Annotated in this window: 19 protein-coding genes and 4 pseudogenes; 13 read left to right on the plus strand and 10 right to left on the minus strand. The window is 63.7% G+C overall.

Annotation, left to right across the window (positions count from 1 at the left end; all coding sequences use genetic code 11):
- Positions 1-779: 779 nt before the first annotated feature.
- The 6 genes and pseudogenes from BVER_RS14750 (at position 780) to ureG (ending at position 5,046) form a co-directional block, all read left to right on the plus strand.
- A pseudogene (locus tag BVER_RS14750) lies at positions 780-1,071 on the plus strand (urease subunit gamma).
- 4 nt (positions 1,072-1,075) lie between these two features.
- Positions 1,076-1,381: an urease subunit beta gene (locus BVER_RS14755; protein WP_050453948.1), complete on the plus strand. Its 306-nt coding sequence runs from the start codon at positions 1,076-1,078 to the stop codon at positions 1,379-1,381.
- A gap of 21 nt (positions 1,382-1,402) precedes the next feature.
- Positions 1,403-3,061 carry an urease subunit alpha gene (gene ureC, locus BVER_RS14760; RefSeq protein WP_050453949.1) on the plus strand — a complete coding sequence of 553 codons (1,659 nt, stop codon included), beginning with the start codon at positions 1,403-1,405 and terminating at the stop codon, positions 3,059-3,061.
- Positions 3,062-3,067: 6 nt separating this feature from the next.
- Entirely contained in the window at positions 3,068-3,712 is a 645-nt protein-coding gene (gene ureE / locus BVER_RS14765; protein ID WP_050453951.1) for an urease accessory protein UreE, read from the plus strand.
- A pseudogene (locus BVER_RS14770) lies at positions 3,699-4,371 on the plus strand (urease accessory protein UreF). Before ureE ends, BVER_RS14770 begins: the two are co-directional and overlap by 14 nt.
- A gap of 27 nt (positions 4,372-4,398) precedes the next feature.
- Positions 4,399-5,046 (plus strand): urease accessory protein UreG, encoded by a 648-nt coding sequence (gene ureG / locus BVER_RS14775; RefSeq protein WP_050453952.1) that lies wholly within the window; start codon positions 4,399-4,401, stop codon positions 5,044-5,046.
- Here ureG and BVER_RS14780 read toward each other — a convergent pair.
- On the minus strand, positions 5,036-6,424 hold the full coding sequence (locus BVER_RS14780; RefSeq protein WP_050453965.1) for an HdeD family acid-resistance protein: 1,389 nt from the start codon (positions 6,422-6,424) through the stop codon (positions 5,036-5,038). The two genes, ureG and BVER_RS14780, sit on opposite strands and share 11 nt — an antisense overlap.
- Positions 6,425-6,673: 249 nt before the next feature.
- Between BVER_RS14780 and BVER_RS14785 the strand changes: the two genes are divergently transcribed.
- Positions 6,674-7,858: a glycosyltransferase gene (locus BVER_RS14785; protein ID WP_050453966.1), complete on the plus strand. Its 1,185-nt coding sequence runs from the start codon at positions 6,674-6,676 to the stop codon at positions 7,856-7,858.
- A 1-nt stretch (position 7,859) separates the two neighbouring features.
- On the opposite strand, the gene waaA is transcribed toward BVER_RS14785, so the two are convergent.
- The 4 genes from waaA to BVER_RS14805 all read right to left on the minus strand — a co-directional run bounded on the left by waaA (position 7,860) and on the right by BVER_RS14805 (position 12,779).
- Entirely contained in the window at positions 7,860-9,194 is a 1,335-nt protein-coding gene (waaA, locus tag BVER_RS14790; RefSeq protein WP_050453967.1) for a lipid IV(A) 3-deoxy-D-manno-octulosonic acid transferase, read from the minus strand.
- A gap of 62 nt (positions 9,195-9,256) precedes the next feature.
- Positions 9,257-10,141, minus strand: coding sequence for a Kdo hydroxylase KdoO (gene kdoO / locus BVER_RS14795; protein ID WP_050453953.1), 885 nt, complete (start codon positions 10,139-10,141; stop codon positions 9,257-9,259).
- Between the two features lie 51 nt (positions 10,142-10,192).
- Positions 10,193-11,188, minus strand: a complete 996-nt coding sequence (gene waaC, locus BVER_RS14800) for a lipopolysaccharide heptosyltransferase I (protein ID WP_050453954.1) — start codon at positions 11,186-11,188, stop codon at positions 10,193-10,195.
- 190 nt (positions 11,189-11,378) lie between these two features.
- Complete coding sequence (locus BVER_RS14805; protein ID WP_050453955.1) at positions 11,379-12,779, minus strand: phosphomannomutase/phosphoglucomutase; 1,401 nt, start codon at positions 12,777-12,779, stop codon at positions 11,379-11,381.
- 456 nt (positions 12,780-13,235) lie between these two features.
- On the opposite strand from BVER_RS14805, the gene BVER_RS14810 reads away from it, so the two are divergent.
- From BVER_RS14810 to BVER_RS14830, 5 genes are read left to right on the plus strand one after another with little or no spacing between them, the layout of a single operon-like run.
- The gene (locus BVER_RS14810) at positions 13,236-14,498 is read left to right on the plus strand and encodes an oligosaccharide flippase family protein (RefSeq protein WP_050453956.1); all 1,263 of its coding nucleotides are present in this window, start codon (positions 13,236-13,238) and stop codon (positions 14,496-14,498) included.
- Positions 14,495-15,316, plus strand: a complete 822-nt coding sequence (locus BVER_RS14815) for a glycosyltransferase (RefSeq protein ID WP_050453957.1) — start codon at positions 14,495-14,497, stop codon at positions 15,314-15,316. The genes BVER_RS14810 and BVER_RS14815 overlap by 4 nt, the downstream gene beginning before the upstream one ends.
- A 7-nt stretch (positions 15,317-15,323) precedes the next feature.
- Entirely contained in the window at positions 15,324-16,463 is a 1,140-nt protein-coding gene (locus tag BVER_RS14820) for a glycosyltransferase family 4 protein (RefSeq protein WP_050453958.1), read from the plus strand.
- A gap of 24 nt (positions 16,464-16,487) precedes the next feature.
- Positions 16,488-17,534, plus strand: coding sequence for a UDP-glucose 4-epimerase GalE (gene galE, locus BVER_RS14825; RefSeq protein WP_050453959.1), 1,047 nt, complete (start codon positions 16,488-16,490; stop codon positions 17,532-17,534).
- Positions 17,535-17,567: 33 nt separating this feature from the next.
- Positions 17,568-18,677 (plus strand): MraY family glycosyltransferase, encoded by a 1,110-nt coding sequence (locus BVER_RS14830; RefSeq protein ID WP_050453960.1) that lies wholly within the window; start codon positions 17,568-17,570, stop codon positions 18,675-18,677.
- A 10-nt stretch (positions 18,678-18,687) separates the two neighbouring features.
- On the opposite strand, the gene BVER_RS14835 is transcribed toward BVER_RS14830, so the two are convergent.
- The 4 genes and pseudogenes from BVER_RS14835 to BVER_RS14850 all read right to left on the minus strand — a co-directional run bounded on the left by BVER_RS14835 (position 18,688) and on the right by BVER_RS14850 (position 22,189).
- On the minus strand, positions 18,688-19,158 hold the full coding sequence (locus BVER_RS14835) for a hypothetical protein (RefSeq protein ID WP_050453961.1): 471 nt from the start codon (positions 19,156-19,158) through the stop codon (positions 18,688-18,690).
- On the minus strand, positions 19,155-19,622 hold the full coding sequence (locus BVER_RS14840; RefSeq protein ID WP_050453962.1) for an ImmA/IrrE family metallo-endopeptidase: 468 nt from the start codon (positions 19,620-19,622) through the stop codon (positions 19,155-19,157). The genes BVER_RS14835 and BVER_RS14840 overlap by 4 nt, the downstream gene beginning before the upstream one ends.
- 235 nt (positions 19,623-19,857) lie before the next feature.
- Positions 19,858-20,942, minus strand: a pseudogene (locus BVER_RS14845) (glycosyltransferase family 4 protein).
- Positions 20,942-22,189, minus strand: a complete 1,248-nt coding sequence (locus BVER_RS14850; protein ID WP_050453963.1) for an oligosaccharide flippase family protein — start codon at positions 22,187-22,189, stop codon at positions 20,942-20,944. Before BVER_RS14850 ends, BVER_RS14845 begins: the two are co-directional and overlap by 1 nt.
- Positions 22,190-22,609: 420 nt before the next feature.
- Between BVER_RS14850 and BVER_RS14855 the strand changes: the two genes are divergently transcribed.
- Positions 22,610-22,945, plus strand: a complete 336-nt coding sequence (locus tag BVER_RS14855) for a hypothetical protein (protein ID WP_157056076.1) — start codon at positions 22,610-22,612, stop codon at positions 22,943-22,945.
- A gap of 9 nt (positions 22,946-22,954) precedes the next feature.
- Here BVER_RS14855 and BVER_RS14860 read toward each other — a convergent pair.
- Positions 22,955-23,139: pseudogene (locus tag BVER_RS14860) on the minus strand (IS5/IS1182 family transposase); the annotation flags it as partial.

Below are 23,139 nucleotides of genomic sequence, written 5' to 3' on the forward strand. Positions count from 1 at the left end.
GGTAACGGTCCCCTTCGGCTTACTCCGGCCCGCTCGCGCGGCCGGTTTAGGGCCGTTTGGGCCACCGGCAGGCGATTAGTGAAACGACCTCGCATTCCTCATCGTTTTTATCGTTATTCGGCCCTACGTTGGTTAGCGCTCCGATGAAATACACACGCATACGTACCGCATTGCTATGTTGAATGGTTCGCGAGTTCGCGAGCAGCATCTACTCAGACAATTGCTAAAGCAAAGCATATACACATGAGCGCGGCATGCACGCGCCACAGGCAGCCGCTGCACGAAACATGCGAAGGCGCGCTTCACCATGGAAGCTCTAACCGAGGTAGGGCCGAATAACGAACAAACCGATGAGGCGTGCAAGGTCGTTTCGCTGATCATCTGCCGGTTGCCTGAACGGCCCTAAACCGGCCGCGCGAGCGGGCCGGAGTAAGCCGAAGGGGACCGTTACCAAGGTGGGCGAGAAAGCGCGAATCGCATGGGAACCAGCGCCCGCAAGTCCAGCGCGAACACTCGCTATTGCTGTGCCAAGTCTCTAGTCCTGTGCCGCGGCCGCTCAAGAAGGTGCTTAGGATCGGCAAGCGGCTTTCTTTGGTTACTTTCTTTGCCGCCGCAAAGAAAGTGACCCCTCCGCCGGGGAGGCGGCTACTGCAATAAAAACAAGAAAACCAGCACCCCAAAGAACCCCAAGAAAACAAAATAAACGAATGCTACGATTGCAAAGAACAAAAAATCCGACCCCGTAAGAAAGCCCCCAACCAGCAAGCGCCAGCAAAAAAATGAAACTCACGCCAAGAGAAAAGGACAAGTTGCTGATCTTCACAGCAGCGCTGTTAGCCGAACGCCGCCGCGCCCGCGGCCTGAAGCTGAACCATCCCGAAGCGGTAGCATTCATCTCGGCGGCGCTGATGGAAGCAGCAAGAGACGGCAAGACAGTCGCCGAGGTCATGCACTACGGCACCACGCTCTTGACCCGCGACGACGTCATGGAAGGCGTGCCGGAAATGATCCCGGATATTCACCTTCCCCGACGGCACCAAGCTCGTCACCGTCCACCATCCGATCCCTTAAAAACATGATCCCCGGCGAATATTTCATCGACGATGGCGAGCACGAACTCAACGTCGGCCGCGAGACCGTCACGGTCGTCGTCGCCAATAGCGGAGACCGCCCGGTGCAGGTCGGCTCGCATTACCACTTCTACGAAGTCAACACCGCGTTGAAGTTCGAGCGCGACAAGGCGCGCGGCTTCCGGCTCAATATCACCGCAGGCACCGCCGTGCGTTTCGAGCCCAGACAGGAACGCACCGTCGAACTCGTCGCGCTCGCAGGCGACCGGCATGTGTACGGCTTCAACGCGCTCGTCATGGGCCCGCTCTAATCCAAAAGCCAGAGGAAGAATATGACGCTACGCATCGGCCGCCGCGCTTATGCGGAAATGTTCGGCCCGACCACCGGCGACCGCGTGCGCCTGGCCGATACCGAATTCATCATCGAAGTCGAACGCGATTTCACCACCTACGGCGAAGAAGTGAAATTCGGCGGCGGCAAAGTCATCCGCGACGGCATGGGCCAGTCGCAGCGCCCCGCCGCCGATGTCGTCGATACCGTCGTCACCAATGCGCTGATCCTCGATCACTGGGGCATCGTCAAAGCCGATATCGGTATCAAGGGCGGACGCATTTTCGCCATCGGCAAGGCGGGCAATCCGGATATCCAGCCGAACGTGAACATCGCGATCGGCGCGGCGACGGAAGTGATCGCGGGCGAAGGGCTGATCGTCACGGCGGGCGGCATCGATTCGCATATCCACTTCATCAGCCCGCAGCAGATCGACGAAGCGCTCGCCAGCGGCGTGACGACCTGCACGCCGGGTCCATGGCACATCGAACGCATGCTGCAAGCCGCCGATGGCTGGCCGATGAATCTCGGCTTCCTGGGCAAGGGCAACACGAGCCTGCCGGAGCCGCTCACGGAACAGATCAAGGCCGGCGCGATCGGTCTCAAGCTGCACGAAGACTGGGGCACGACGCCCGCCGCCATCGACAATTGTCTGAGCGTCGCCGACGACACCGACACGCAAGTCGCCATCCACACGGACACGCTGAACGAAGCGGGTTTCGTCGAAACGACGGTGGCCGCGTTCAAGGGCCGCACGATCCACACGTATTACACCGAAGGCGCGGGTGGCGGTCACGCGCCGGACATCATCAAGGTCGCGGGCGAGCCGAACGTGCTGCCTTCGTCCACCAATCCGACGCGCCCGTACACCGTCAACACGCTCGACGAACATCTCGACATGCTGATGGTGTGCCATCACCTCGACCCGTCGATTGCGGAAGATATCGCGTTCGCGGAATCGCGCATTCGACGCGAAACCATCGCGGCCGAAGACATCCTGCACGATCTCGGCGCGCTGTCGATGCTCTCCTCCGATTCGCAGGCGATGGGCCGCGTCGGCGAAGTCATCATCCGCACCTGGCAGACCGCGCACAAGATGAAGGTGCAGCGCGGCGCGCTCAAGGAAGACACCACGCGCAACGACAATTTCCGCGCCAAACGTTATGTCGCGAAGTACACGATCAACCCCGCGCTCACGCACGGCATCGCGCATGAAGTGGGATCGATCGAGCCGGGCAAATGGGCCGATCTCGTATTCTGGGAACCGGCGTTCTTCGGCGTGAAGCCGTCGCTCATCGTGAAGGGCGGCATGATCGCGCTGGCGCAAATGGGCGATCCGAACGCATCGATTCCGACGCCGCAGCCCGTGCATTATCGCGAGATGTTCGCCACGCGCGGCGGCGCGCTCGGCAAGACGTCGCTCACGTTCGTGTCGCAAATGGCGATAGAAGCGCGCATCGCCGATCGCTACGGTTTGTCGAAGCAGGTCGTCGCGGTGAAAAACTGCCGCAATGTGACGAAGGCCGACATGATTCACAATGCATGGCAACCGTCCATCAGCGTCGATCCGCAGACCTATCAGGTGATCGCCGACGGACAACTGCTCACATGCGATCCCGCCACCGTGCTGCCGATGGCGCAACGCTATTTTCTGTTCTAAAGCCTTATGCGTACCATCGATAAACGCCTGACCGCCAAACTCGCGACCGTGCTCGTCAAGCGCGCGCCGACGCTCACGCTGGCATTCGACGCTCGCTGCAAGAGCCGTCTCGCCGCCACGCTCGACAACGGCGAGGAAGTCGCGCTCGTGATGCCGCGCGGCACCGTGCTCGCCGATGGCGACATGCTCGTCGCCGACGACGGCGGATTTGTGCGCGTCGTCGCGGCGGCGGAAGATGTGCTCGTCGTGCGCGCGCCGAGCGTGCGGATGCTGACGCGCGCCGCGTATCACCTCGGCAATCGGCACACGCCTGTGGAAGTCGGCGCGGAGTATCTGAAGCTCGAAGCCGATCCCGTGCTCGAAGACATGTTGAAACGTCTGGGCTGTCTCGTCGCGCACGAGTCGCAACCGTTCCAGCCGGAAACGGGCGCGTACGGCGGCGGTCACAAGCACGGTCACGACGAATCGTTCAGCGAAGACTATGCGCTCGCGCAGAAGGTCTACGGCGAGCATCATGGTCACGATCATTCGCACGACCACGATCACTCGGCATGCGGCCACGATCACAGTCATGACCATGATCACGATCACTCGCAATGCGGACACGATCACGACCACGGTCATCATCACCACGGCCATGATCACCGCTGAGCTGACCGCGCTGCTGCATCTCGCGTCGCCGGCCTTGCCGATCGGCGCGTTCAGCTATTCGCAAGGGCTCGAAGCCGCCATCGAACACGGCCTGATTCACGACGGCGACAGTGCGCGCGCCTGGATCGAAAGCGGTCTCGTCAACGTGCTCGCGCGCGGCGAATTGCCGATGCTCGCGCATCAGATCGCGCACTGGCAGGCGCATGATATCGACGCCCTGACGCGCACCAACGACGACTACCTCGCGAGCCGCGAATCCGCCGAACTTCGACGCGAAACCGAGCAGATGGGCTGGTCGCTCGCGCAGTTGTGCGCATCGCTCGAATGGGGCGATGAAGCGCGACGCTCGCGTCGATCAAACCGATCGCGCAGCCGACCGCGTTCGCATTCGCGGCCTGCGCGCACGATGCATCGACCGATGCGGTGCTCGCGGCCTATGCATTCAGCTGGGTCGAAAATCAGGCCGCCGCCGCGCTGAAAGCCGTGCCGCTCGGGCAACTCGCGGGACAGCGCATCATCGTCGCGTTGCGCGGCCGATCGACGAAGCCGTGCAGCGTGCGCTCGCCACGCCGCTCGATCACATCAACACGTTTGCGCCGCAACTCGGCGTGCTGTCGGCGCGCCACGAATCGCAGTATTCGCGGCTGTTCCGTTCCTGACCCATCCGCTAGAAGAATCGACATCGCATGAACGCTCCCGTTTATTCCGCCGCCCGCCGTACCAAGAAGCTGCCGCCGTTGCGCGTCGGCGTGGGCGGGCCGGTCGGCTCCGGCAAGACCACGCTGCTCGAAATGCTCTGCAAGGCGATGCGCAAGCAATACGATCTCGTCGCCATCACCAACGATATCTACACGAAAGAAGATCAACGCCTGCTGACGGTCGCGGGCGCGCTGCCGGCGGAACGCATCATGGGCGTGGAAACGGGCGGCTGTCCGCATACCGCGATTCGCGAGGATGCGTCGATCAACCTCGAAGCCGTCGATCGCATGGTGTCGAAGTTTCCCGATGCCGATATCGTGTTTATCGAATCGGGCGGCGACAATCTCGCGGCGACCTTCAGCCCGGAACTGTCGGACCTGACCATCTACGTGATCGACGTCGCCGGCGGCGAGAAGATTCCGCGCAAGGGCGGTCCGGGCATCACCAAGTCGGATCTGCTGGTGATCAACAAGACCGACCTCGCGCCGCACGTCGGCGCGAATCTCGACATCATGGCGAGCGACGCGAAGAAAATGCGCGGCGAACGGCCCTTCGTGATGTGCAATCTGAAAGCGCTCGACGGATTGGATCAGGTGATCAGTTTTATCGAGAAGAAGGGTTTGCTCAAGGCGTGAGCGGCGCATCGCGCGCGTCGGGTTCATCGTCGCCGACGTGCGCGGCCACCGCTTCTTCCGCCTTCCAGCGACGCCGCGAGCGCGCCATCTGCCGAATCGCGAGGCGCGCCATTCTGACCCAGCCCGATGGCCGCGGATCGGCCAGCATGCTGAGCGCGCGCGCATAGTCGAGCGTGAGGCCGGGCGTCCACGCCATCGTCGCGGCGCGCTTGCGGACTTGCGCCGCCACCCACAATTCGGGCGTCGTGGCGATGCGCCAGAACGGCCGCCATCCGCCGCCCCTGCCCCACACGCGCGTCGACGCGCCTTCGATCGCAGCTTCCAGCGCGCGCGCCACCGTGCTCGAACAATTGCGATACGTCAGGTTGTAAGTCGTATCGCGCCGATATGCTTCCCAGAAACGCGCGAGCCGCTCGGGATCGTAATTGCGGATGCGCACCTGCCGCGTCGACGGACACCACGCGCGCGCTTCGGTTTCGTAGTCGGGCTGATAGAGGCCCGGCACGTCGTTGTCGCGCGTGGCGCGCAGAATCCGCGCGAATTCCTCAGGAGAACGCTCGATTTCCACCGCCGGATACAAGCTGATATAAATGCCCTCGGGCGTCTCCAGCGCCGCGTGTCCGGTCGAAATCGCGCCATGCCGATCGACCGCCGCGATATAGCGATCGACGATCAATTGCCGGCGCGGCTCCATCTTCGACGACCCGACCGGCGTCCAGACATGCACGGTCAGCGCCGTTTCGTGCGGCTCGGGCGGGCCGTCCCACAGCGCGCCCGCGAACGGCGCGGGCCCTTTCGACGCCGCGCCGTCCACGGCCGGATTCGCCGCCATGCGACGCACGCGCGTGGCGAGCAGCAACATGTTCCAGCCGCCGAAGAACAGCCCGAACGCCACGCAATACGCGACCGTTCCCGCATAGTGATCGGGATACGGCTGATAAAAGAACACCGCGATGGCAATCTCCAGCACGCCGCCCGCGATCGCGATTTTCCAGTGCCGATAGCGCACGACCTTCGCGGCGATGATCTGCAACGCGCCGTCGACGAGAAAGAGCGTGCCGAAGATCATCGACAGCGCGAAGTTGCCGTGCTCGCCGCCGATCAGCACGAGCAGCGCCGACAGGCAGAACGTCGCGCCCTTCACGTAGCGCAACATGCGCTGGCCGCCCATGCCGGTCCACGCGACCGCGAGCGTCGCGAGCCCTCCGAGCAGCATCAGCGCGGCGAATGGCGTGATCGGAAAGTACAGCGCGCCGTCGAGCGCATCGGAAAAGATCACGACGCCGAGCGCGATGCTCAGCACGCCGAGCGTCATCACCGAGCGCCAGCGGCTGCGCAAATAATCGACGCCGAGCAGGATCATCACGAGGCGGACCATCGCTTTCCTCCGATCGATCTCGCCGCGCACGGGCACGCGGCCACTCAATATATAGGCAATCGAAGCGGCCGGCCGCAAGGGCGCGCGCGGTTCTGCGTGCCTTGCGTCAGGTGCGGTAGCATTCGGGATTTAAACGTTCGCGCCGGTTTTTGGCGCTTTCTCGTGACTCTTGCGACTCTTGCACCTTTGAACAGGCCAGCCGCCATCCTTCCGAACGACGAACCCGCTGCATCGCGCAAGCGCGTGCCGATCCTCTTTCATATCGTCGATTTCGGCGACGGCGGCATCGAATCGTCGCTGATTCAATGGCTGCGCGTATTCGATCGCGAGCGATTCACCGTCACGCTATCGGTCATGCATCCGTCGCCCGCGCTCGAGAATCGCTTTCGCGCGCTCGTGCCGCCGGATGTGACCATCGAAATCCTCGCCGATCGCGACTGGCTCAACTACTTTCAGGCGCGCCGTTACGAACATCGTCTGAGCAAGCTGGGACGCGTCGGGCGCGACGTGTTCAACACGCTCGCCGTGCGCCCTTACGTGAAGCGGCGCGTCGAAGCGCTGGCGCGCACGCATGCGCTGATCGTCGATTACGACATGTCGCTGCGGCGGCTCGCCGGGCAATTCGGCGCCGCGTGGCTCGGCGTCAATCATTTCAGTTTCGATGCGCGGCTGGCGAATCGCCCGCGCAGAAAGCGCCGTCTCGCGACGCAATTCGCGCGCTATCACGGCGTCGCCGCGCTCAATCAGCACATGGCCGACGAAGCCCGCGCGATGTTCGGCGACGGCCTGCAGCGTCTGTTCGTGCTGCCCAACGCGATCGATATCCAGCGCATCCGCGCCAATGGCGAGACGCGCGTCGAACCGCCGTGCGATGCGCCGTATATCGTCTCGGTCGCGCGGCTCGACGAGATTCAGAAGGACCATCGCACCTTGTTGCGCGCCTATGCGCGGCTGATCCGCGACCCGGCGATCAGGGAAGATCTGGTGATCGTCGGCGACGGCGCGTTTCGCGGCGAACTCGAAGCGCTGACGAAGGAACTGGATATCGCGTCGCGCGTGCATTTCATGGGCTATCGCAACAATCCGCACGCGCTGGTGTCGGGCGCGCAATTGCAGGTGCTGAGTTCGCGTTACGAAGGCATGCCGATGGTGCTGCTCGAAGCGCTCGCGCTCGGCAAGCCGGTGATCGCTAGCGATTGCCCGACCGGCCCGCGCGAGATTCTCGGCGACGGACGCTTCGGCACGCTGTTCGCCATCGGCGCGGTCGACGAACTCGCCGACGCCATGCGCCGCATCCTCACGGACGATGCCTTGCGTGACGAGATGAAGACGCGCGCGCTGGAACGCGCGCAGGAATACGGCATCGCGGCGAGCAACGAACGCTTCGCGCGATGCGTGGAGGCTTTGCAGGCCGTCGGGAGCTTCGGGCGCTAAATCATGCCTGCGCGTCGACTTCGCCCTCTTCCTCTTCGAGCAACGCGCTCAGGACGCTCACGGTGCGCTCCGTCGCGCCGCGATGCGCCGCCGCGAACGCCGATGCCGCCGCGCTCATCGCGAGACGCCGCGGCTTGTCGTTGAACAGTTCGCGCAAACCGCGCGCGAGTCCCGACGGATCGTCCACGCGCAGCGCAGCGCCCGCGTTGATGGCATCGCGCGTCGCCTGCGTGAAGTTAAAGGTGTGCGGTCCGATCAGCACCGGCACGCCCGCCGCGCACGCTTCGATCAGATTCTGCCCGCCGAGCGGCAACAGACTTCCGCCGATAAACGCCAAGTCCGCCGCCGCGTAATACGCGCCGAGTTCGCCCATCGAATCGCCGAGCAGCACTTGCACGCTCGCGGGCAACGGATCGGCCACATCCGCGCCCGATCCCGCCGCGACCGGCGGCGGCGCCCACACGGAACGGCGCGCGCTCGTCATGCCGGCGCTCGCGATCAGCGCCGACACTTCATCGAAGCGCTGCGGATGACGCGGCACCAGAATCAGCAGCGCATCGGGCACGTTGAGCTGCGCGAACGCGCGCAACACCAGCGTTTCCTCGCCTTCGCGCGTGCTCGCCGCAACCCACACCGGACGCTCGCCGATGGCCGCGCGCCACGCCTGTCCGCGCGCGACGAGTTCCGGCGGCGCGCTCATGTCGAACTTCAGATTGCCGAGCACGGCGACATTGCGCGCGCCCAGCGAGATCAGCCGTTCGGCGTCGGGCGGCGTTTGCGCGAGCACGCGCGAAAAGCCGCCGAACACTTCGCGCACCGCGCGGCCGAAACGCGTCGCGCGCTTATACGAGCGCTCCGACATGCGCGCGTTCGTCAGCACGAGCGGCACGTCGGCGCGTTTGCATTCGTCGATCAGCGTCGGCCACACTTCCGTTTCCATCACGATGCCGAGCGACGGCCGCCACGCGCGCAAAAAACGTCGCACGAGGCGCGGCGAATCGTAGGGAAGATAGCTGCGCATCACGCGATCGCCGAACAGCTGCTCGCCGGTCGCGCGGCCGCTGGGCGTCATGTGCGTGATCAACAGACGGACTTCGGGATGCGCCGCCTTCATCAGCGCCTCGACGAGCGGTTGCGCGGCGCGCGTTTCGCCGACCGACACCGCATGCACCCAGATCAGCGGCGCGAGATCGTCGGGACTGCGTGCCGGCCCGCGCCCGAAGCGTTCGCCGATATGCTCGCGATACACGCGCTCCTTGCGCGAGCGGATCAGCAGCCGCAATACCGCGAGCGGCGCGACGAGCCACCACGCGGCGCGATAGATCAGCCGCAGCACGCCGGCCGATGCGGGCGGCGAAACCTGCGACCCCGGCGGAACCGGCGAAGGCGCGAGGCCGCTCAAACGAGCGCCCGGCCTTTGAGGCGTTCGAGGATGCCGAGCGGCGCGTGATCGGGCCGCGCCATCGACTTGACGGGCAGAAAGAAGGTCTGCTCCATCATGAACTGGCCGGACATCACCGCGTGGGATGTCTGATCGGAGAAGCAGACCCACACGCAGCCGGGCGGAAACGGCATGGTCTCTTGCGGCGAAACCTTTTGATAATCGAGATCGGCCTTCATCGCGTCGTGCAGATTCAGCATCAGATGGTCGTACTCGCTGCGCGGCGATTTGGTGATGTGCAGCAGATTCATCAGCCAGGCCAAACCCGGCGCCTGCGCCTTGATGTTCGGCAGAAAGCGCCTGGCCATGTCCTCGAACGGTTCGCCCACGCGCCACACGCGCGGCGCGCCTTGCGGATTGATGTTGGTGAACACGCGCAGAATCCGCTCGCCGTGGTTCGGGCGCGACGGGAACGCATCGACGTGCAGGCGGCTATCGTCCTTGCGCCACGACGTTTCGCGCGTTTCCACCTGATGCAGCCGCAAGCTGGTCGGCGCGACGCGCAGCTTGCCGTCGTATTCGGGAAACAGCGCGTCGACGAGCGAACGCGCGTTGTCCTGATAACGCTTGATCAGCGAGCGCGCCGCCGATTGCATGACGTTGTCGCCGAGCACGCCGTTGAGCGCGCCGCCATTGGGCGCGAGGCTGATGTTCTTGCGCTTCGGATCGGCGATGGCCGGATCGAGCAGCGCCTGCTCGCCGCCTTCGATGGCGAAACGCAGATTGGGAAAATAGAGGACTTTGCCGTCTTCGACGCCGGCCAGCAGCGTCTCGCGCGGCACGGACAAGTTTTTGCCCTGCCAATCGCACGACGCGACTTCGATGATCTGGGATTCTGTCATGGTGCCTTCGAACCTGGTTTGCTCTGCGTGGCGTGGCTCCGCGGCGGCAGGCTACAGCAGGCCGAAGCCGGCGAGCGCGGTCTTCACTTCGGACAAGGTCGGATGCCGGCTTGCATCGCCCAAGTTGACGACGTTGTGCGACCAGTAACCGCCGGTGCGCCACGCGGTCGAGAAATTGTACAACTCGACGGTCGGGCGCTTCAGCGCTGCGGCAATATGTACGAGGCCGGTATCCACGCCGACCGTTGCCGCCGAGCCGTCGATCAGGCCGACGACGGCGGGCAGCGACAGCTTCGGCGGCACTATCGCGGCCGCGCCGAATTCCTTCGCGAGTCGTTCGCTGGTGACGCGTTCGGCATCGCTGCCCCACGGTAGCACGATCGACGCGCCGCGCTTGACCAGCGCCTGACCGAGTTCGATCCACGCGGCCTCGGGCCATTGCTTGTCGGCGCGCGACGTGGCGTGCGCGAACACCACGTAAGGCACCGGAAGATTCAGGCCGAGTTGCGACACGGCCAGCGCCGCGCGACGCGTGTCGATGCCGAAGTCGATATCGTCGGTGGTCTGCGGCTTCGGCAGATCGAGCGCCGCCGCCACCAGTTGCCGCGTGCGCTCGACGACATGCGTGCGCGGCTCGATCGGCACGCGGCGGTCGTAGAAGAAACGCACCGGCCATTCGTAGCCCGCGCCGTCGGTGCGATTGCCCAGCCCGACCAGCGGCCCGCGCGCCCAGCTCGCGACCCACGCGGTCTTGATCAAACCCTGACAGTCGATGACGAGATCGTATTTTTCGGCGGCGAGTTCGCGCCTGAACTTGCCGATCTCGCGCCAGTTTTCCGCCGATGCCCAGCGCTTGCGCCAGCGTCGCAGCGAAAACGGAATCGCCCGATGCACGCCGCTCACCAGTTCGACGAGACTCGCGAAACTTTCCTCGACGAGCCAGTCGATCTGGGCATCGGGAAAGCGGCGGCGAATGTCGGCGATGGCCGGCATGTTGTGAACGACGTCGCCGAGCGACGACACGCGAACGATCAGGATCTTTTGCACGCTGAGTGGACGGGCGCGAATGCGCGGTTGACTGCGGTTGCAGATTGTCAGGGAAGCTGGGATTTTAGCGCGGCTGGCGAGCGCGGCGGGCCGAACTTCGTGCACGAGCGCCTGGACATTTCGTCTACGGCAATAAAAAAGCGGCACGATCGAACGACCGTGCCGCCAACACACACTACCTGTAATCGACTCAGAACGGCAGCTTGGCGTCCGCCTTTTCCGCGAGAATCACGCGGCGGAAATCTTCCTGAATGCGCTTGAGCGCCGCTTCGTTGTCCGCCTCGAAACGCATCACGACGACCGGCGTAGTGTTCGACGAACGCGCGAGACCGAAACCGTCCGGATATTCCACGCGCAGACCGTCGATGGTCAGCACGTCGTCCGCGCCTTCGAACTTGGCGTTCTTTTGCATCGCGGAAATCAGCTGGACGTTTTCGCCTTCTTCCATTTTCAGCTGGAGTTCCGGCGTCGACAGCGAATCCGGCAGATCGTTGAGCAGCTTGCTCGGATCGGCCACGCGCGAGAGGATTTCGAGCAGACGCGCGCCGGTGTACAGGCCGTCGTCGAAACCGTACCAACGGTCCTTGAAGAACACGTGGCCGCTCATTTCGCCCGCCAGCGGCGCGCCGGTTTCACGCAGCTTCGCCTTGACGAGCGAGTGGCCGGTCTTCCACATCACCGGTTCGCCGCCCTGCTCGCGCACCCACTTGGCGAGATTGCGCGTGCACTTCACGTCATAAATGATCTGGCCGCCCTTGTTGCGCGACAGCACTTCCTGCGCGAACAGCATCAGCTGACGGTCGGGGAAAATGACCTGGCCGTCCTTCGTGACGACGCCGAGACGGTCGCCGTCGCCATCGAACGCAAAGCCGATTTCGGCGTCCGTTTCCTTCAGCGCTTTAATGACGTCCTGCAGATTCTCGACGTGCGCCGGGTCCGGGTGATGGTTCGGGAAGTTGCCGTCGATCTCGGTGAAGAGTTCCACGATTTCGCAGCCGAGCGCCTTGAACAGACGCGGCGCGAGATCGCCCGCGACGCCGTTGCCCGTATCGACGACGATCTTCATGCCGCGCGCCGGCTTCACGTCCGACACGATGCGGTCCAGATAGATCTGCGATACATCGAATTCGGTGTAGGTGCCTTCGCCCTTCTCGAAATCGTCATCGGTGATGCGCTTGTACAGCGCCTGAATCTGCTCGCCGTAGATGGCCGCGCCGCGCAGCACCATCTTGAAGCCGTTGTAATCGGGCGGATTGTGGCTGCCCGTCACCACGATGCACGAATCGACGCGACGCTCGCCCGCGGGCAAGGGCAGCGGCACGCTCGCCGCGAAGTAGCCGACCGGCGTCGGCACCATGCCGACATCGACGACATCGATGCCCGCCGCGCGCAGGCCGTCGGCGAGCGCAACCGAGAGTTCGGGACCGGAGAGGCGGCCGTCGCGCGCGATCACCACGGAATCGCCGCCCTGCTTTTTGATCTCGCTGCCGACCGCCTGGCCGATATTCTTCGCGACGTCGCGATCGACGGTCTTGCCAACGATGCCGCGGATGTCGTAGGCCTTGAAGATGGATTGCGATACTTGGCTCATGAGATGGCTACCTCTTCTCTATTAATTGATGGATTCTCGGCGATGCAGCCATGAGGGCATGCAAGTCGTGAAGTCGTACGCGCCGCTGTGCGCGTTTCAATGCGGCGCGCGTGCCTCGGATTCTGCCGTCAGGTTGATTAAAGCTTTACGAACATGCACGAACGTGACGCCGGGACGGGCAACCGTTCGCACTTATAATCGCTGTCTTTCAGCGCTTTTCGATGGTGCGCGTACCGATACGACTCGGGAATCAGCCCGGGTACCCATCCGGGCAAACCCTGCGCTTCATTCTAATCCAATGCCCGATCGCTCTCTGTCCGTTGCGCCCTCAAATGGCGCGTCTAGGCGCGCAAACACACACAACTTCACTGAGAAAAGCGATTCTTTACGCGTTTCGAGAAACGAACAGGCTCGGGTAGCACGCCGCATGCCTGATTTTTGTTTCGGGATCGCCGCATGAAGATGCTGTCGCGCGCAGGCAATCCGGACGTCGCGCGGGCGCTGGCCAACATCGTCTGGCTCGGGCTCGAACGGCTCACGCAGATCGCGGTGGCGATCGCCATCTCCGGCTTGCTGGCGCGCTATCTCGGTCCGGACACCTTCGGCAAGTGGCAATACGCGAACACGCTGCTGCTGGTGATCGCGCCGGTCACGTGGGTGTGCGGTGCGGAAATTCTGGTGCCGACGATTGTCAACCGGCCGCCGGCGGACACCGGGCGCGTGCTCGGCAGCGCGTTCGTGCTGCGCATGGGCGTGTCGGTGCTGGCGCTCGCGTTGACGTGGACGTGGATCGCGGCGGGCTTGATCGATCCGACCGTCGGCGCGATGCTCGCGGGCCTGGCCGTCACGCTCCTGTTTCGCGAGCCGTTTATCGGCGTGATCAACGCGTGGCTGCAGAGCATGACCTACAGCAAGCCGCAGTTGATCGCGAGCATGCTGGCGGCGATCGTCAAGGCGGCGCTGGTGTTCGCGCTGGTGCGCATGGCGGCGAGCGCGTCGAGCTTCGGCTGGCTGTTGGCGCTGGAGGCGGCGGGCATCGGCGCGGTGCTGGTGCTGTACTACATGCGGCGTCACGGCGGCACGCTCGGCTGGCATGTCGATCGCGCGCTGTTCAGGCATTTCGCGAGCGCCGGCACGGTGTTCTGGATCGGGCTGATCGGCATGTATCTGTTTCTGAAGCTCGACCGGCTGATGCTCGCGCATCGCGTGTCGTTCGCGGAACTCGGGCTGTATTCCGCCGCGCAGCAATTGAACGAAAACTGGATCGCGCTCGCGCTGATGCTGTCGCAGACCATCGCGCCGGCGTTCGTCTATCGCGTGCAGGACAAGGCGCAGCTGCGGCGCAACGTGCTGCGCCTGTTCGCGATGACCGCCGCGCTGATGATCGCCGGCGCCCCCGTGCTCGATGCGCTGGCGGGCTTTATCATCGCGCGCGTGTTCGGGCCGAACTATGCGGGCGCGGCGGAGATTTTCCGCTGGGCGGTGTGGCTGTCGGTGCCGGCGGGCATCGAGGCGATCGGCAATCTGATCGTGCTGAAATATCAGGCCAAATACGTGTTGCTCGCGAAGTGGCTGCTCGCGCTGGCCGTGGCCTTCGTGGTGAATCTCATCGCGATTCCGCGCTTCGAAGGGTATGGCGCGCTGATCGGACTGGCCGCGGGTTATGTCGCGGCGGCATCGGTCAACTTTTATTACATCCGCTTCCGGCTGCGCGCATGAACGCTCTAGACGATGTAGCCATCCTGATTCCCGCCTTCAACGGTCAGGCCGACCTCGAACGCACGCTGCGCTCGTTCAGCGAGCCGTCGATGGTGCGCGTGCTGATCGTCGATGACGGCAGCACGCCGCCGATCGTCGCGCCTTCCATCGACGGGATGGATATCGCGATTCTGCGCATGCCGCAGAACGGCGGCATCGAGCCTGCGTTGCAGGCGGGCATAGATGCATTGGCGCGGCGCGGCGTGCGCTACGCGGCGCGCATCGACAGCGGCGATCTGGCGACGCCGCATCGCCTGGCTAAACAGCGCGCGTATCTGGACACGCATCCGAATGTCGCGGTGCTCGGCATGTGGACGCATGTCGTGTCGACATCGGGCGCGCCACTCTTCGATCTCACGCCGCCGACCGATCCCGCCGCCATCCGCCGCGCGATGCTGCTGCGCTCCTGCTTCGCGCATCCGTCGCTGATGCTGCGCGTCGATGCCGTGGTCGCGGCCGGCAACTATCGCGCGGACTATCGCGCCGCCGAAGACCTCGATCTCGTGCTGCGTCTGATGGCGCGTCACGACGGCGCGAACCTGCCGGAATTCGGCCTCTATTACGAACTGAACGAAACCGGCATCAGCGCCACGAAGCGCCGCACGCAGGTCATGTCAACGCTGCGGCTGCAATGGCGTTACTTGCGGGCGGGCAATCCGCTCGACTGGATCGGAATCGTAAAAAATTGCGCGCATCTGCTGTTGCCGTATCGCGCGCTGCGCGGGCTGAAGGCGAAGCTGCTCAAGCGTTCGGCGTCCGCGCGCACGCATCCACACTGAACATCGCATGACGAAACACGCTTCTCCCCTTCGGATCGCCCTGGTCTGCAACACGGCGTGGGCCATTTACACGTACCGTCGCGGCCTGCTGCGCATGCTGACCGCGCGCGGCGCGCAGGTGACCGTGATCGCGCCGCGCGATCGCACCTTCGAGCCGCTCGAGGCGATGGGCTGCCGCTGCGTCGAGCTGCCGGTGGCATCGAAAGGCACCGATCCGCGTCAGGATCTGAAGACGCTGATGGCGCTGTATCGCGAATATCGCGCGACGCGGCCGCATCTCGTGTTCCATTACACGATCAAGCCGAATATCTACGGTTCGGTCGCCGCGAAGCTCGCGGGCGTGCCGTCGATCGCGGTGACGACCGGGCTCGGCTACACCTTCATCCAGAAGAGCCGCGCCGCGCAGATCGCCAAGCGGCTGTACCGGTTCGCGTTTCGTTTTCCGCGCGAAGTGTGGTTTCTGAACCAGGACGATCATCGCGCGTTCGTGGACGAGAAGCTGCTCGCGCATCCGGACCGGGCGCGGCTGCTGCATGGCGAAGGCGTCGATCTGGACGACTTCGCGTTCGTGCCGCTGCCCGCGCGCGAGGATTTCGTGTTCATCCTGATCGGCCGTCTGCTATGGGACAAGGGCGTGGCCGAATACGTCGATGCCGCGCGCAGCCTGAAGGCGCGCTATCCGCACGCGCGGTTTCAGCTGCTCGGGCCGGTCGGCGTCGACAATCCGAGCGCGATAAGCCGCACGGATGTCGAGGCGTGGACGCGCGAGAATGTCGTCGAGTATCTCGGCGAGGCGCACGACGTGCGGCCGCTGATCGCGGCGGCGGATTGCGTCGTGCTGCCGTCGTATCGCGAAGGCGTGCCGCGCACGCTGATGGAAGCCTCCGCGATGGGCCGTCCCATCGTCGCCACCGACGTGCCCGGCTGCCGCGAAGTGGTCGAACACGGCGTCACCGGCTTGCTGTGCGAAGTGAAGAGCGCGAGCAGCCTGGCGTCACAACTCGAACGCATGCTGACGCTATCGCCCGCCGAACGCGCGGCGATGGCGCAACGCGGCCGGGAAAAAGTCGCCCGCGAATTCGACGAAAAGCAGGTCGTCGAGCGATACAAGGGCACAATACACGCCATTACCGGCATTTCACTCTGATTCAGGCATTCGGGAGCGCACATCATGAACGGCAAGCAGTCGCAGGACTCCACGGCGAAAGGCACGATTCTCGTCACCGGCGGCGCGGGCTTCATCGGCTCGCACACCTGCGTTGAATTGCTCGATGGCGGGTATGAGGTCGTCGTCGTCGACAATCTGGTGAACAGTCGCGCGGAGTCGCTTGCGCGCGTCGAGCGGATTACCGGCAAGAAGGTCACGTTCTATCAGGACGACGCGTGCGACAAGGCCGCGCTCTCGCGCATTTTCGATGCGCACGACATCACCGGCGCGATCCATTTCGCGGCGCTCAAAGCCGTGGGCGAATCGGTCTCGATGCCGATCGAGTACTACAGCAACAACATCGGCAGCCTGCTCGCCGTGCTCGACGTGATGCGCGAACGCAAGGTACGCGACTTCGTGTTCAGCTCGTCGGCGACGGTGTACGGCGTGCCGCAAAGCGTGCCGATCGACGAGAGCTTTCCGCTGTCGGCAACCAATCCGTACGGCCAGTCGAAGCTGATCGCCGAGCAGATTCTGCGCGATCTCGAACTGTCCGATGCATCGTGGCGCATCGCGACGCTGCGTTACTTCAATCCGGTCGGCGCGCATGAAAGCGGGCTGATCGGCGAAGATCCGGCAGGCGTGCCGAACAATCTGATGCCTTATGTCGCGCAAGTGGCGGTCGGCAAGCTCGAACGTCTGCGCGTGTTCGGCAGCGATTACCCGACGCACGACGGCACCGGCGTGCGCGATTACATCCACGTGGTCGATCTGGCGCGCGGGCATATCGCCGCCATCGATGCGCTGAAGTCGCTCGATCGCAGCTTCGTCGTGAATCTGGGCACGGGGCAAGGCTACAGCGTGCTGGACGTGGTGAAGGCGTTCGAAGCGGCGTCCGGCAAGCCGATGCCGTACGAACTTGTGCCCCGCCGTCCGGGCGATGTCGCCGCCTGCTACGCCGATCCGGCCGCCGCGGCGAAACTGATCGGCTGGCGCGCGGAGCACGGCATCGAGCGTATGTGCGCGGATCACTGGCGCTGGCAGTCGCAGAATCCGCGCGGCTTCGCGTAACGCGTCGGCGCGTTTTTTCACCGGTTCCATTTCATGCTCAGTTTCGCGCTTGCTTTTCTGGTCTCGCTGCTGGTGACCTTGTTGATCGTGTGCTTTGCGCATCTGCACGAAGGCGCGCTCGGCGATACCGATCTCGCCGGCGTGCAAAAGTTTCACGCGCGCCCCGTGCCGCGCGTGGGCGGCATCGGCATCCTCTGCGGGCTGACCGCCTCCGCCGTGCAGTTGCGATGGAGCTATCCGGCCGTATCGGCGGGGATTCTCGGCATCATCGCGTGCGGCTTGCCGGCGTTTCTGTCCGGTCTCACCGAAGATCTGACCAAGCGCGTCACGCCGCTCGTGCGCCTGATCTGCACGATGGCGGCGGCGGGTCTCGCCTACGCCGCGCTCGATATCGCGGTGACGCGCATCAGCGTGCCGCCGCTCGATTTTCTGCTGACGTACGCAATCGTTTCATGCGCGGTGACGGTGCTCGCCGTGGCGGCGCTCGCGAACGCGGTGAATATCATCGACGGCTTCAACGGGTTGGCGTCGATGGTGAGTTTCATGATGTTCGCCTCGCTCGCCTACGTGGCGTTTCAGGTGCACGATCCGGTGGTGCTGTCGGGCTCGCTCATCATGATGGGCGCGGTGATGGGCTTCTTCATCTGGAATTTCCCGGCCGGTTTGATCTTCCTCGGCGATGGCGGCGCGTACTTCGTCGGCTTCATGCTCGGCGAATTGTCGATCATGCTGGTGATGCGCAACCGCGATGTATCGGCGTGGTATCCGGTGCTGCTGTTCATGTATCCGATCTTCGAGACGTGCTTCTCGATTTACCGGAAAAAGTTTATTCGCGGCATGTCGCCGGGCATTCCGGACGGCGTGCATCTGCATATGCTCGTGTACAAGCGCCTGATGCGCTGGGCCGTGGGCGCGAAGAACGCGCACGAGCTCACGCGACGCAATTCGCTGACGTCGCCTTACTTGTGGCTGCTGTGTCTGATCGCCGTGATTCCCGCGACGCTGTTCTGGCGGCATACGGTGCATCTGTTCTGCTTCGTGGTGGTGTTCGCGGCGACTTATGTGTGGCTGTATATCAGCATCGTGCGGTTCAAGTCGCCGCGCTGGCTGGTGTTTCGCAGGCCGCATTCGGTGAGGAAGTGAGGGCGAGGGCTTAGGTTGTGGCTTTGCTGCGGCCCGCGTACTGCTTGATCACGTCCGCGATCTCCTTGATCAACGTCTGCCAGATGCTGAGCTTGTCGCTCTCGTCGACGTCATCGCTGCTTTGGCGGAACACGAATCGCACAATGGCGAGCAAGGGCACGAGAATCACCGTCGCCATCACGACGATCGGCGCGAGGATCAGGCCGTCGTGTCCGGGCTCGGCTTTGAATCCCATGAAGAAGAAGCGCACGCCGAACGACGTCGTCCAGAACAGCAACAGCAGCGCGGTGACGCCGATCAGAAAGGCCGCGCCGATAAAAGACGATTGCCTCAACTGCCTGAATTGCTTGCGATCGGCGATTTCCTCCTTGACCAGTGCGGCATGCTCGGGCGCGCCGTGAGACAGCTGTCTGTCGCCTGGCGCGCCAGAATAGTCATCGAGCAGCATCGAGTCTTGCTCCGAGCTCCAGTTCGAGTTCATTTCACCCATCCCAGTTTTCTGAGCCTGTAGTGCATCGCCTTTTCCGGCACGCCGAACAGGTTCGTCAGTTCGTTGAAGTCCGTGATGTCGCGCTTCATGATCGACTTGTCCACCGCGAAGCGCGGCATCAGCAACTCGAGTGCGAACGTGTTGGCCTGTCGTTCGCAAACGTCGTAATGGCCCGCCGTCATCTCGCGCGAAGTATCGACAAAACGGTCGCCGTGTCTCAGCAGAAAGTGCCCGAGTTCATGAGCGATGACAAAGCGATGTCGCCGCTCGAAGCCCTTGGGATTGATGCATATGCAAGCTTGCCCGTTGATCAGCTCGAACGAACCCAGCGCGTCGCCGAGATCGTGTTTGGCGTGAACCCTGACTTTCAGCGCACGCGCGATCTTGAGTGAATCAACCGGCAGATTGCCGTCCCAATAGCTCGAAAGCGCTTCGAACGCTCTCATCTTCGGCATGGTGATTGCCCTCCGTCAGCATTAAACGTTTCGCATCGGATAATTCGTTATCCTTCGCTTTGATGTGCTGGGGTCTATCAGCCATGCTCAGACGAAAAAGCGCACCTCGTCCGTATGGCTAATGGGTGAATTCTGAACCGACGCGCGCCCGCAATCCCCCGCCGGGCGGCCAAAAGAACCAAAAGAAATGTCCGCCGCTCCTAAACCGGTGCGGCGGACATCGTCATGAAGACAATCAGGCCGGCGCGGTCGTGCTCGGCAGCGCCTGCGTCACCTGCCGCGCGACGGCGAGATAACGCGCCGCCGTATCCGCGAGCGTCAGGCCGCCCAGCGGACGATGCGCGCGCGGTTCGCCCAGCGCCAGCACGAGCGCATCGGCGTAGGCATCGATATCGTCGGGATCGCACAGATGCACGTTCGGGAAATCGGCGGCGAAGGCGAACGGGCGGATCGTGCTCGCGACCACCGGCACGCCCGACGCCAGCGCCTCCAGAAACGCGATGCTGTGCCCTTCCGAACGCGACGGCATCGCGAAGACGCTCGACGCGAACAGCAGATCCGCCACGTCCGAGCGCGGCCCGTCCAGCGTCACGCGCGCCGACAGCCCGAGCTTCTCGATCAGATCCGCGACCGCCGCGCGATACGCCGGATCCTCGATCACGCCGCACAGCAAAAGCCGCGCATCCGGCACGCGCTCGACGACCTGACGGAACGCATGCACCGTCGACAACTGATTCTTCACCGACGTATAGCGGCCGATCTGCACGATCTGCGTGCAGTCGACGACCGGCGTGCGCGTGCGCAGCCCGAAACGCGACATGTCGACGTCGTTCGGAATCAGCGACATCGACGGATGACGGCCGACCGCCGCCACGTAATCGTCGATATTGCTCGGCGACACCGCGATCACCGCGCGCGCCCGATGCGACAGCAACCGCTCGACGCGCCGGAACATCTGGCTCTCGAAGTCGTTGGTGGCCGAGTGCATCACGTAGACGACCGGCGCCGGCAGCGGCAGCGCGCGCACGTAGAACGCGGGAATCGTCGCGTGCGCGAAGACCACGTCCGGCCGATAGCGCTTGAGCGTCTTGTAGAGATTCCAGACCTTGCCGAACCGCCCCAGCGGACGCTTCGGAAAGAGGCACTCCACGCCGTTCTCGACGAGTTCGGCCTGCAGCGCGCCGTGAAGTCGTCGTGCGCGGGCGTGAGCGACGCGATCGCGACCGTTTCGCCGCCCTTCTGCTGATGAATCGCCAGATCTTTCGCCAGCACTTCCGCGCCCGACAGGCGCGGGGCGAGCACAAGGTGGACTATACGCATTACGCCTCCCGCACGATGCAGAACAGCATCCAGCTCGCAGCCGAGCCAAGTCCCACCGTCATCGCCCAGGCGATGCCCGTCACACCCCACATATGCGTCGCGATCGGCACCGTCACGCACAGCACGACGGCCTGAATGATCGACGCATGCGTCGCCACCTTCGGCATGCCGACCGCGCGCAGCCACGACACCAGCACCGCGATCAGCGCGCCGATCGCCATGTTGATCACGAAGATCTTGAACAGCTGCACCGCCGACAGCCACGCCGATCCGAGCACGATACTGAACAGCGGCTCGGCGATCAGACGCAGCACGATCACGACGACCGTCAGGCCGACGACCGCGACCGTCATCCAGCGGCGGAACATCTTGCGCGCGGCCTGCGTATCGCGGCGATGATGCTCGGAGAACGTCGGGAAAAGGTATTGCGACATCGCGATGGCGGCATCGGCCAGCAACATCTGCGCGAGCTTGGACGACATCTGATACGCGCCGAGTTGCATCGGCCCGAGCAGCTTGGCGACCACGACCTTGTCGAACTGATTGAGCAACAGATTGACGACGCTGCCCGCCCAGATCCAGCGGCTGAAGTTCACGTAATGCGAGATGCCCTTGAACCTGAAGCCGATCGGCGGACGCGGCGACATTCTGGTCCAGGTGAGCACGGTCTTGAGCGTTTCGCCCGCGACCAGACCGATCAGCACGGAATACGCGCCCGCGCCGGACAGCGCGCAGATCAGGCCGACCGCGCAATCCGTAAACGACGCCGAACATTCGACGCCCGCGAGCTTCTGGAAGCCGCGCTGACGCGTGACGACGAAGTACGCCGGCGACGCGATGCCGCGCAGGATCGGCAGAATGGCGGCCAGGAAGATCAGCCCGATCGAGCCGCTCATATGGAATTGGCTCGTCATGAGCGGCGCGAGCGCGGCGATCAAAATGCCGATCAGCACGCCGCGCATCGCGAGCGTGGACCAGACCGCGCCGAGTTCGCCCTGCGTCGGCGCCTCGCGATGCTGGACGACGGCCTGCGCGAGTCCGGTATCGGACAAGGATTCGGCGATCGCCACGGCGAGCAGCGCGATGCTGACCGCGCCGATGGCTTCCGGGCCGAGAATCCGGCCGATCGCCAGAAACTTGACCGCGACGAAGCCGCGCACGACCACTTGTTGCAGGAGCACCCAAAACGCCGCATCCTGCTCGAAACGCGCGCGCGCCGGTATGAAAGGTAGCCGGACAGATCTCACTCGTATTTCCCCGCGCTGCTGTACTTACGCTGTTGTTGGTTGGCGGCGCGCGGCGATATATGTTCGTCTCGCGTGATGCCGCCATGCTCGGCCGCCCGCTCGCGTCATATCGGAATGACGGGTACGCGCGCGACGTCGCTTCTTTTCGTGCAACTGTGGCAAAATATCCTGTACGCCGCCGCGCCGAACGCCAACCCGAACGCCAACCCGTAGTCGAAATCGGCCCGAAGTGGGTATCAATGCGGGTTGACGATTGAAGTTTCGTGCGATTTCCCACGTCGGGCGGCGCGGATAAACGCTCAAATATGGCCGTTGAATACGTGAGACGGATGGTACTGTTCATTCGTCGGCACAAAGCGCGCCAGCATAGCGTTTGCACCTCGAATAAAACTTCACGTCGCGTCGAACGCGATGAATTTCATGTCGAAAGATACCGTACTCATCATCGAGCCCAATTTCAGCGGGCACCGCTGGCGCTATGCCGAATGGGCCGCCAATGCCTATATGGAAGCGGGCTATCGCTGCGTGATCGTCACCGAGCCGGCCAATGCGTCGCATTCGCTGGTCAAGCGCATTCAGCAGCAGAGCGGCGGCGATCTCGACATCGAACTGATCGAAGCGCCCGTGCATAACGGCCGAGGTTTGTCGAAGGTCGCGTATGTGCGCTTTCATCGCGATTGTCGGCATTACTACGTCTGGCCTGCAAAATTGAATTTGCCGGAATGGACCCGACGACGCAGTCTGGTGCAGACGTAAACGCACATCTCAGCCAGGTCTGCAGCGCACGAGTAGAGGTTGAGGCATGACGTTGAGCTGAAAACGCGCCCACGCGAGCAGCAAAAAGAATATAGGGCCAAGGCCCAGACGAACGATCGCGCGCAGCAGCCAGCGCAGGTTGTAGCCGGCCGCACACAGCACCGCATGCAGCGCGTCGCCGGTTTGCCCCTTGA

Origin of the sequence: Candidatus Burkholderia verschuerenii (assembly GCF_001189365.1) — a bacterium.
Lineage (GTDB): Bacteria > Pseudomonadota > Gammaproteobacteria > Burkholderiales > Burkholderiaceae > Caballeronia > Caballeronia verschuerenii.

Coding starts and splice junctions, on each gene's coding strand:
- BVER_RS14755 (WP_050453948.1), top strand. CDS start 1,076: ATGATCCCCGGCGAATATTTCATCGACGATGGCGAGCACGAACTCAAC.
- ureC (WP_050453949.1), top strand. CDS start 1,403: ATGACGCTACGCATCGGCCGCCGCGCTTATGCGGAAATGTTCGGCCCG.
- ureE (WP_050453951.1), top strand. CDS start 3,068: ATGCGTACCATCGATAAACGCCTGACCGCCAAACTCGCGACCGTGCTC.
- ureG (WP_050453952.1), top strand. CDS start 4,399: ATGAACGCTCCCGTTTATTCCGCCGCCCGCCGTACCAAGAAGCTGCCG.
- BVER_RS14780 (WP_050453965.1), bottom strand. CDS start 6,424: ATGGTCCGCCTCGTGATGATCCTGCTCGGCGTCGATTATTTGCGCAGC.
- kdoO (WP_050453953.1), bottom strand. CDS start 10,141: ATGACAGAATCCCAGATCATCGAAGTCGCGTCGTGCGATTGGCAGGGC.
- BVER_RS14805 (WP_050453955.1), bottom strand. CDS start 12,779: ATGAGCCAAGTATCGCAATCCATCTTCAAGGCCTACGACATCCGCGGC.
- BVER_RS14810 (WP_050453956.1), top strand. CDS start 13,236: ATGAAGATGCTGTCGCGCGCAGGCAATCCGGACGTCGCGCGGGCGCTG.
- BVER_RS14815 (WP_050453957.1), top strand. CDS start 14,495: ATGAACGCTCTAGACGATGTAGCCATCCTGATTCCCGCCTTCAACGGT.
- BVER_RS14820 (WP_050453958.1), top strand. CDS start 15,324: ATGACGAAACACGCTTCTCCCCTTCGGATCGCCCTGGTCTGCAACACG.
- galE (WP_050453959.1), top strand. CDS start 16,488: ATGAACGGCAAGCAGTCGCAGGACTCCACGGCGAAAGGCACGATTCTC.
- BVER_RS14830 (WP_050453960.1), top strand. CDS start 17,568: ATGCTCAGTTTCGCGCTTGCTTTTCTGGTCTCGCTGCTGGTGACCTTG.
- BVER_RS14835 (WP_050453961.1), bottom strand. CDS start 19,158: ATGAACTCGAACTGGAGCTCGGAGCAAGACTCGATGCTGCTCGATGAC.
- BVER_RS14840 (WP_050453962.1), bottom strand. CDS start 19,622: ATGCCGAAGATGAGAGCGTTCGAAGCGCTTTCGAGCTATTGGGACGGC.
- BVER_RS14855 (WP_157056076.1), top strand. CDS start 22,610: ATGTCGAAAGATACCGTACTCATCATCGAGCCCAATTTCAGCGGGCAC.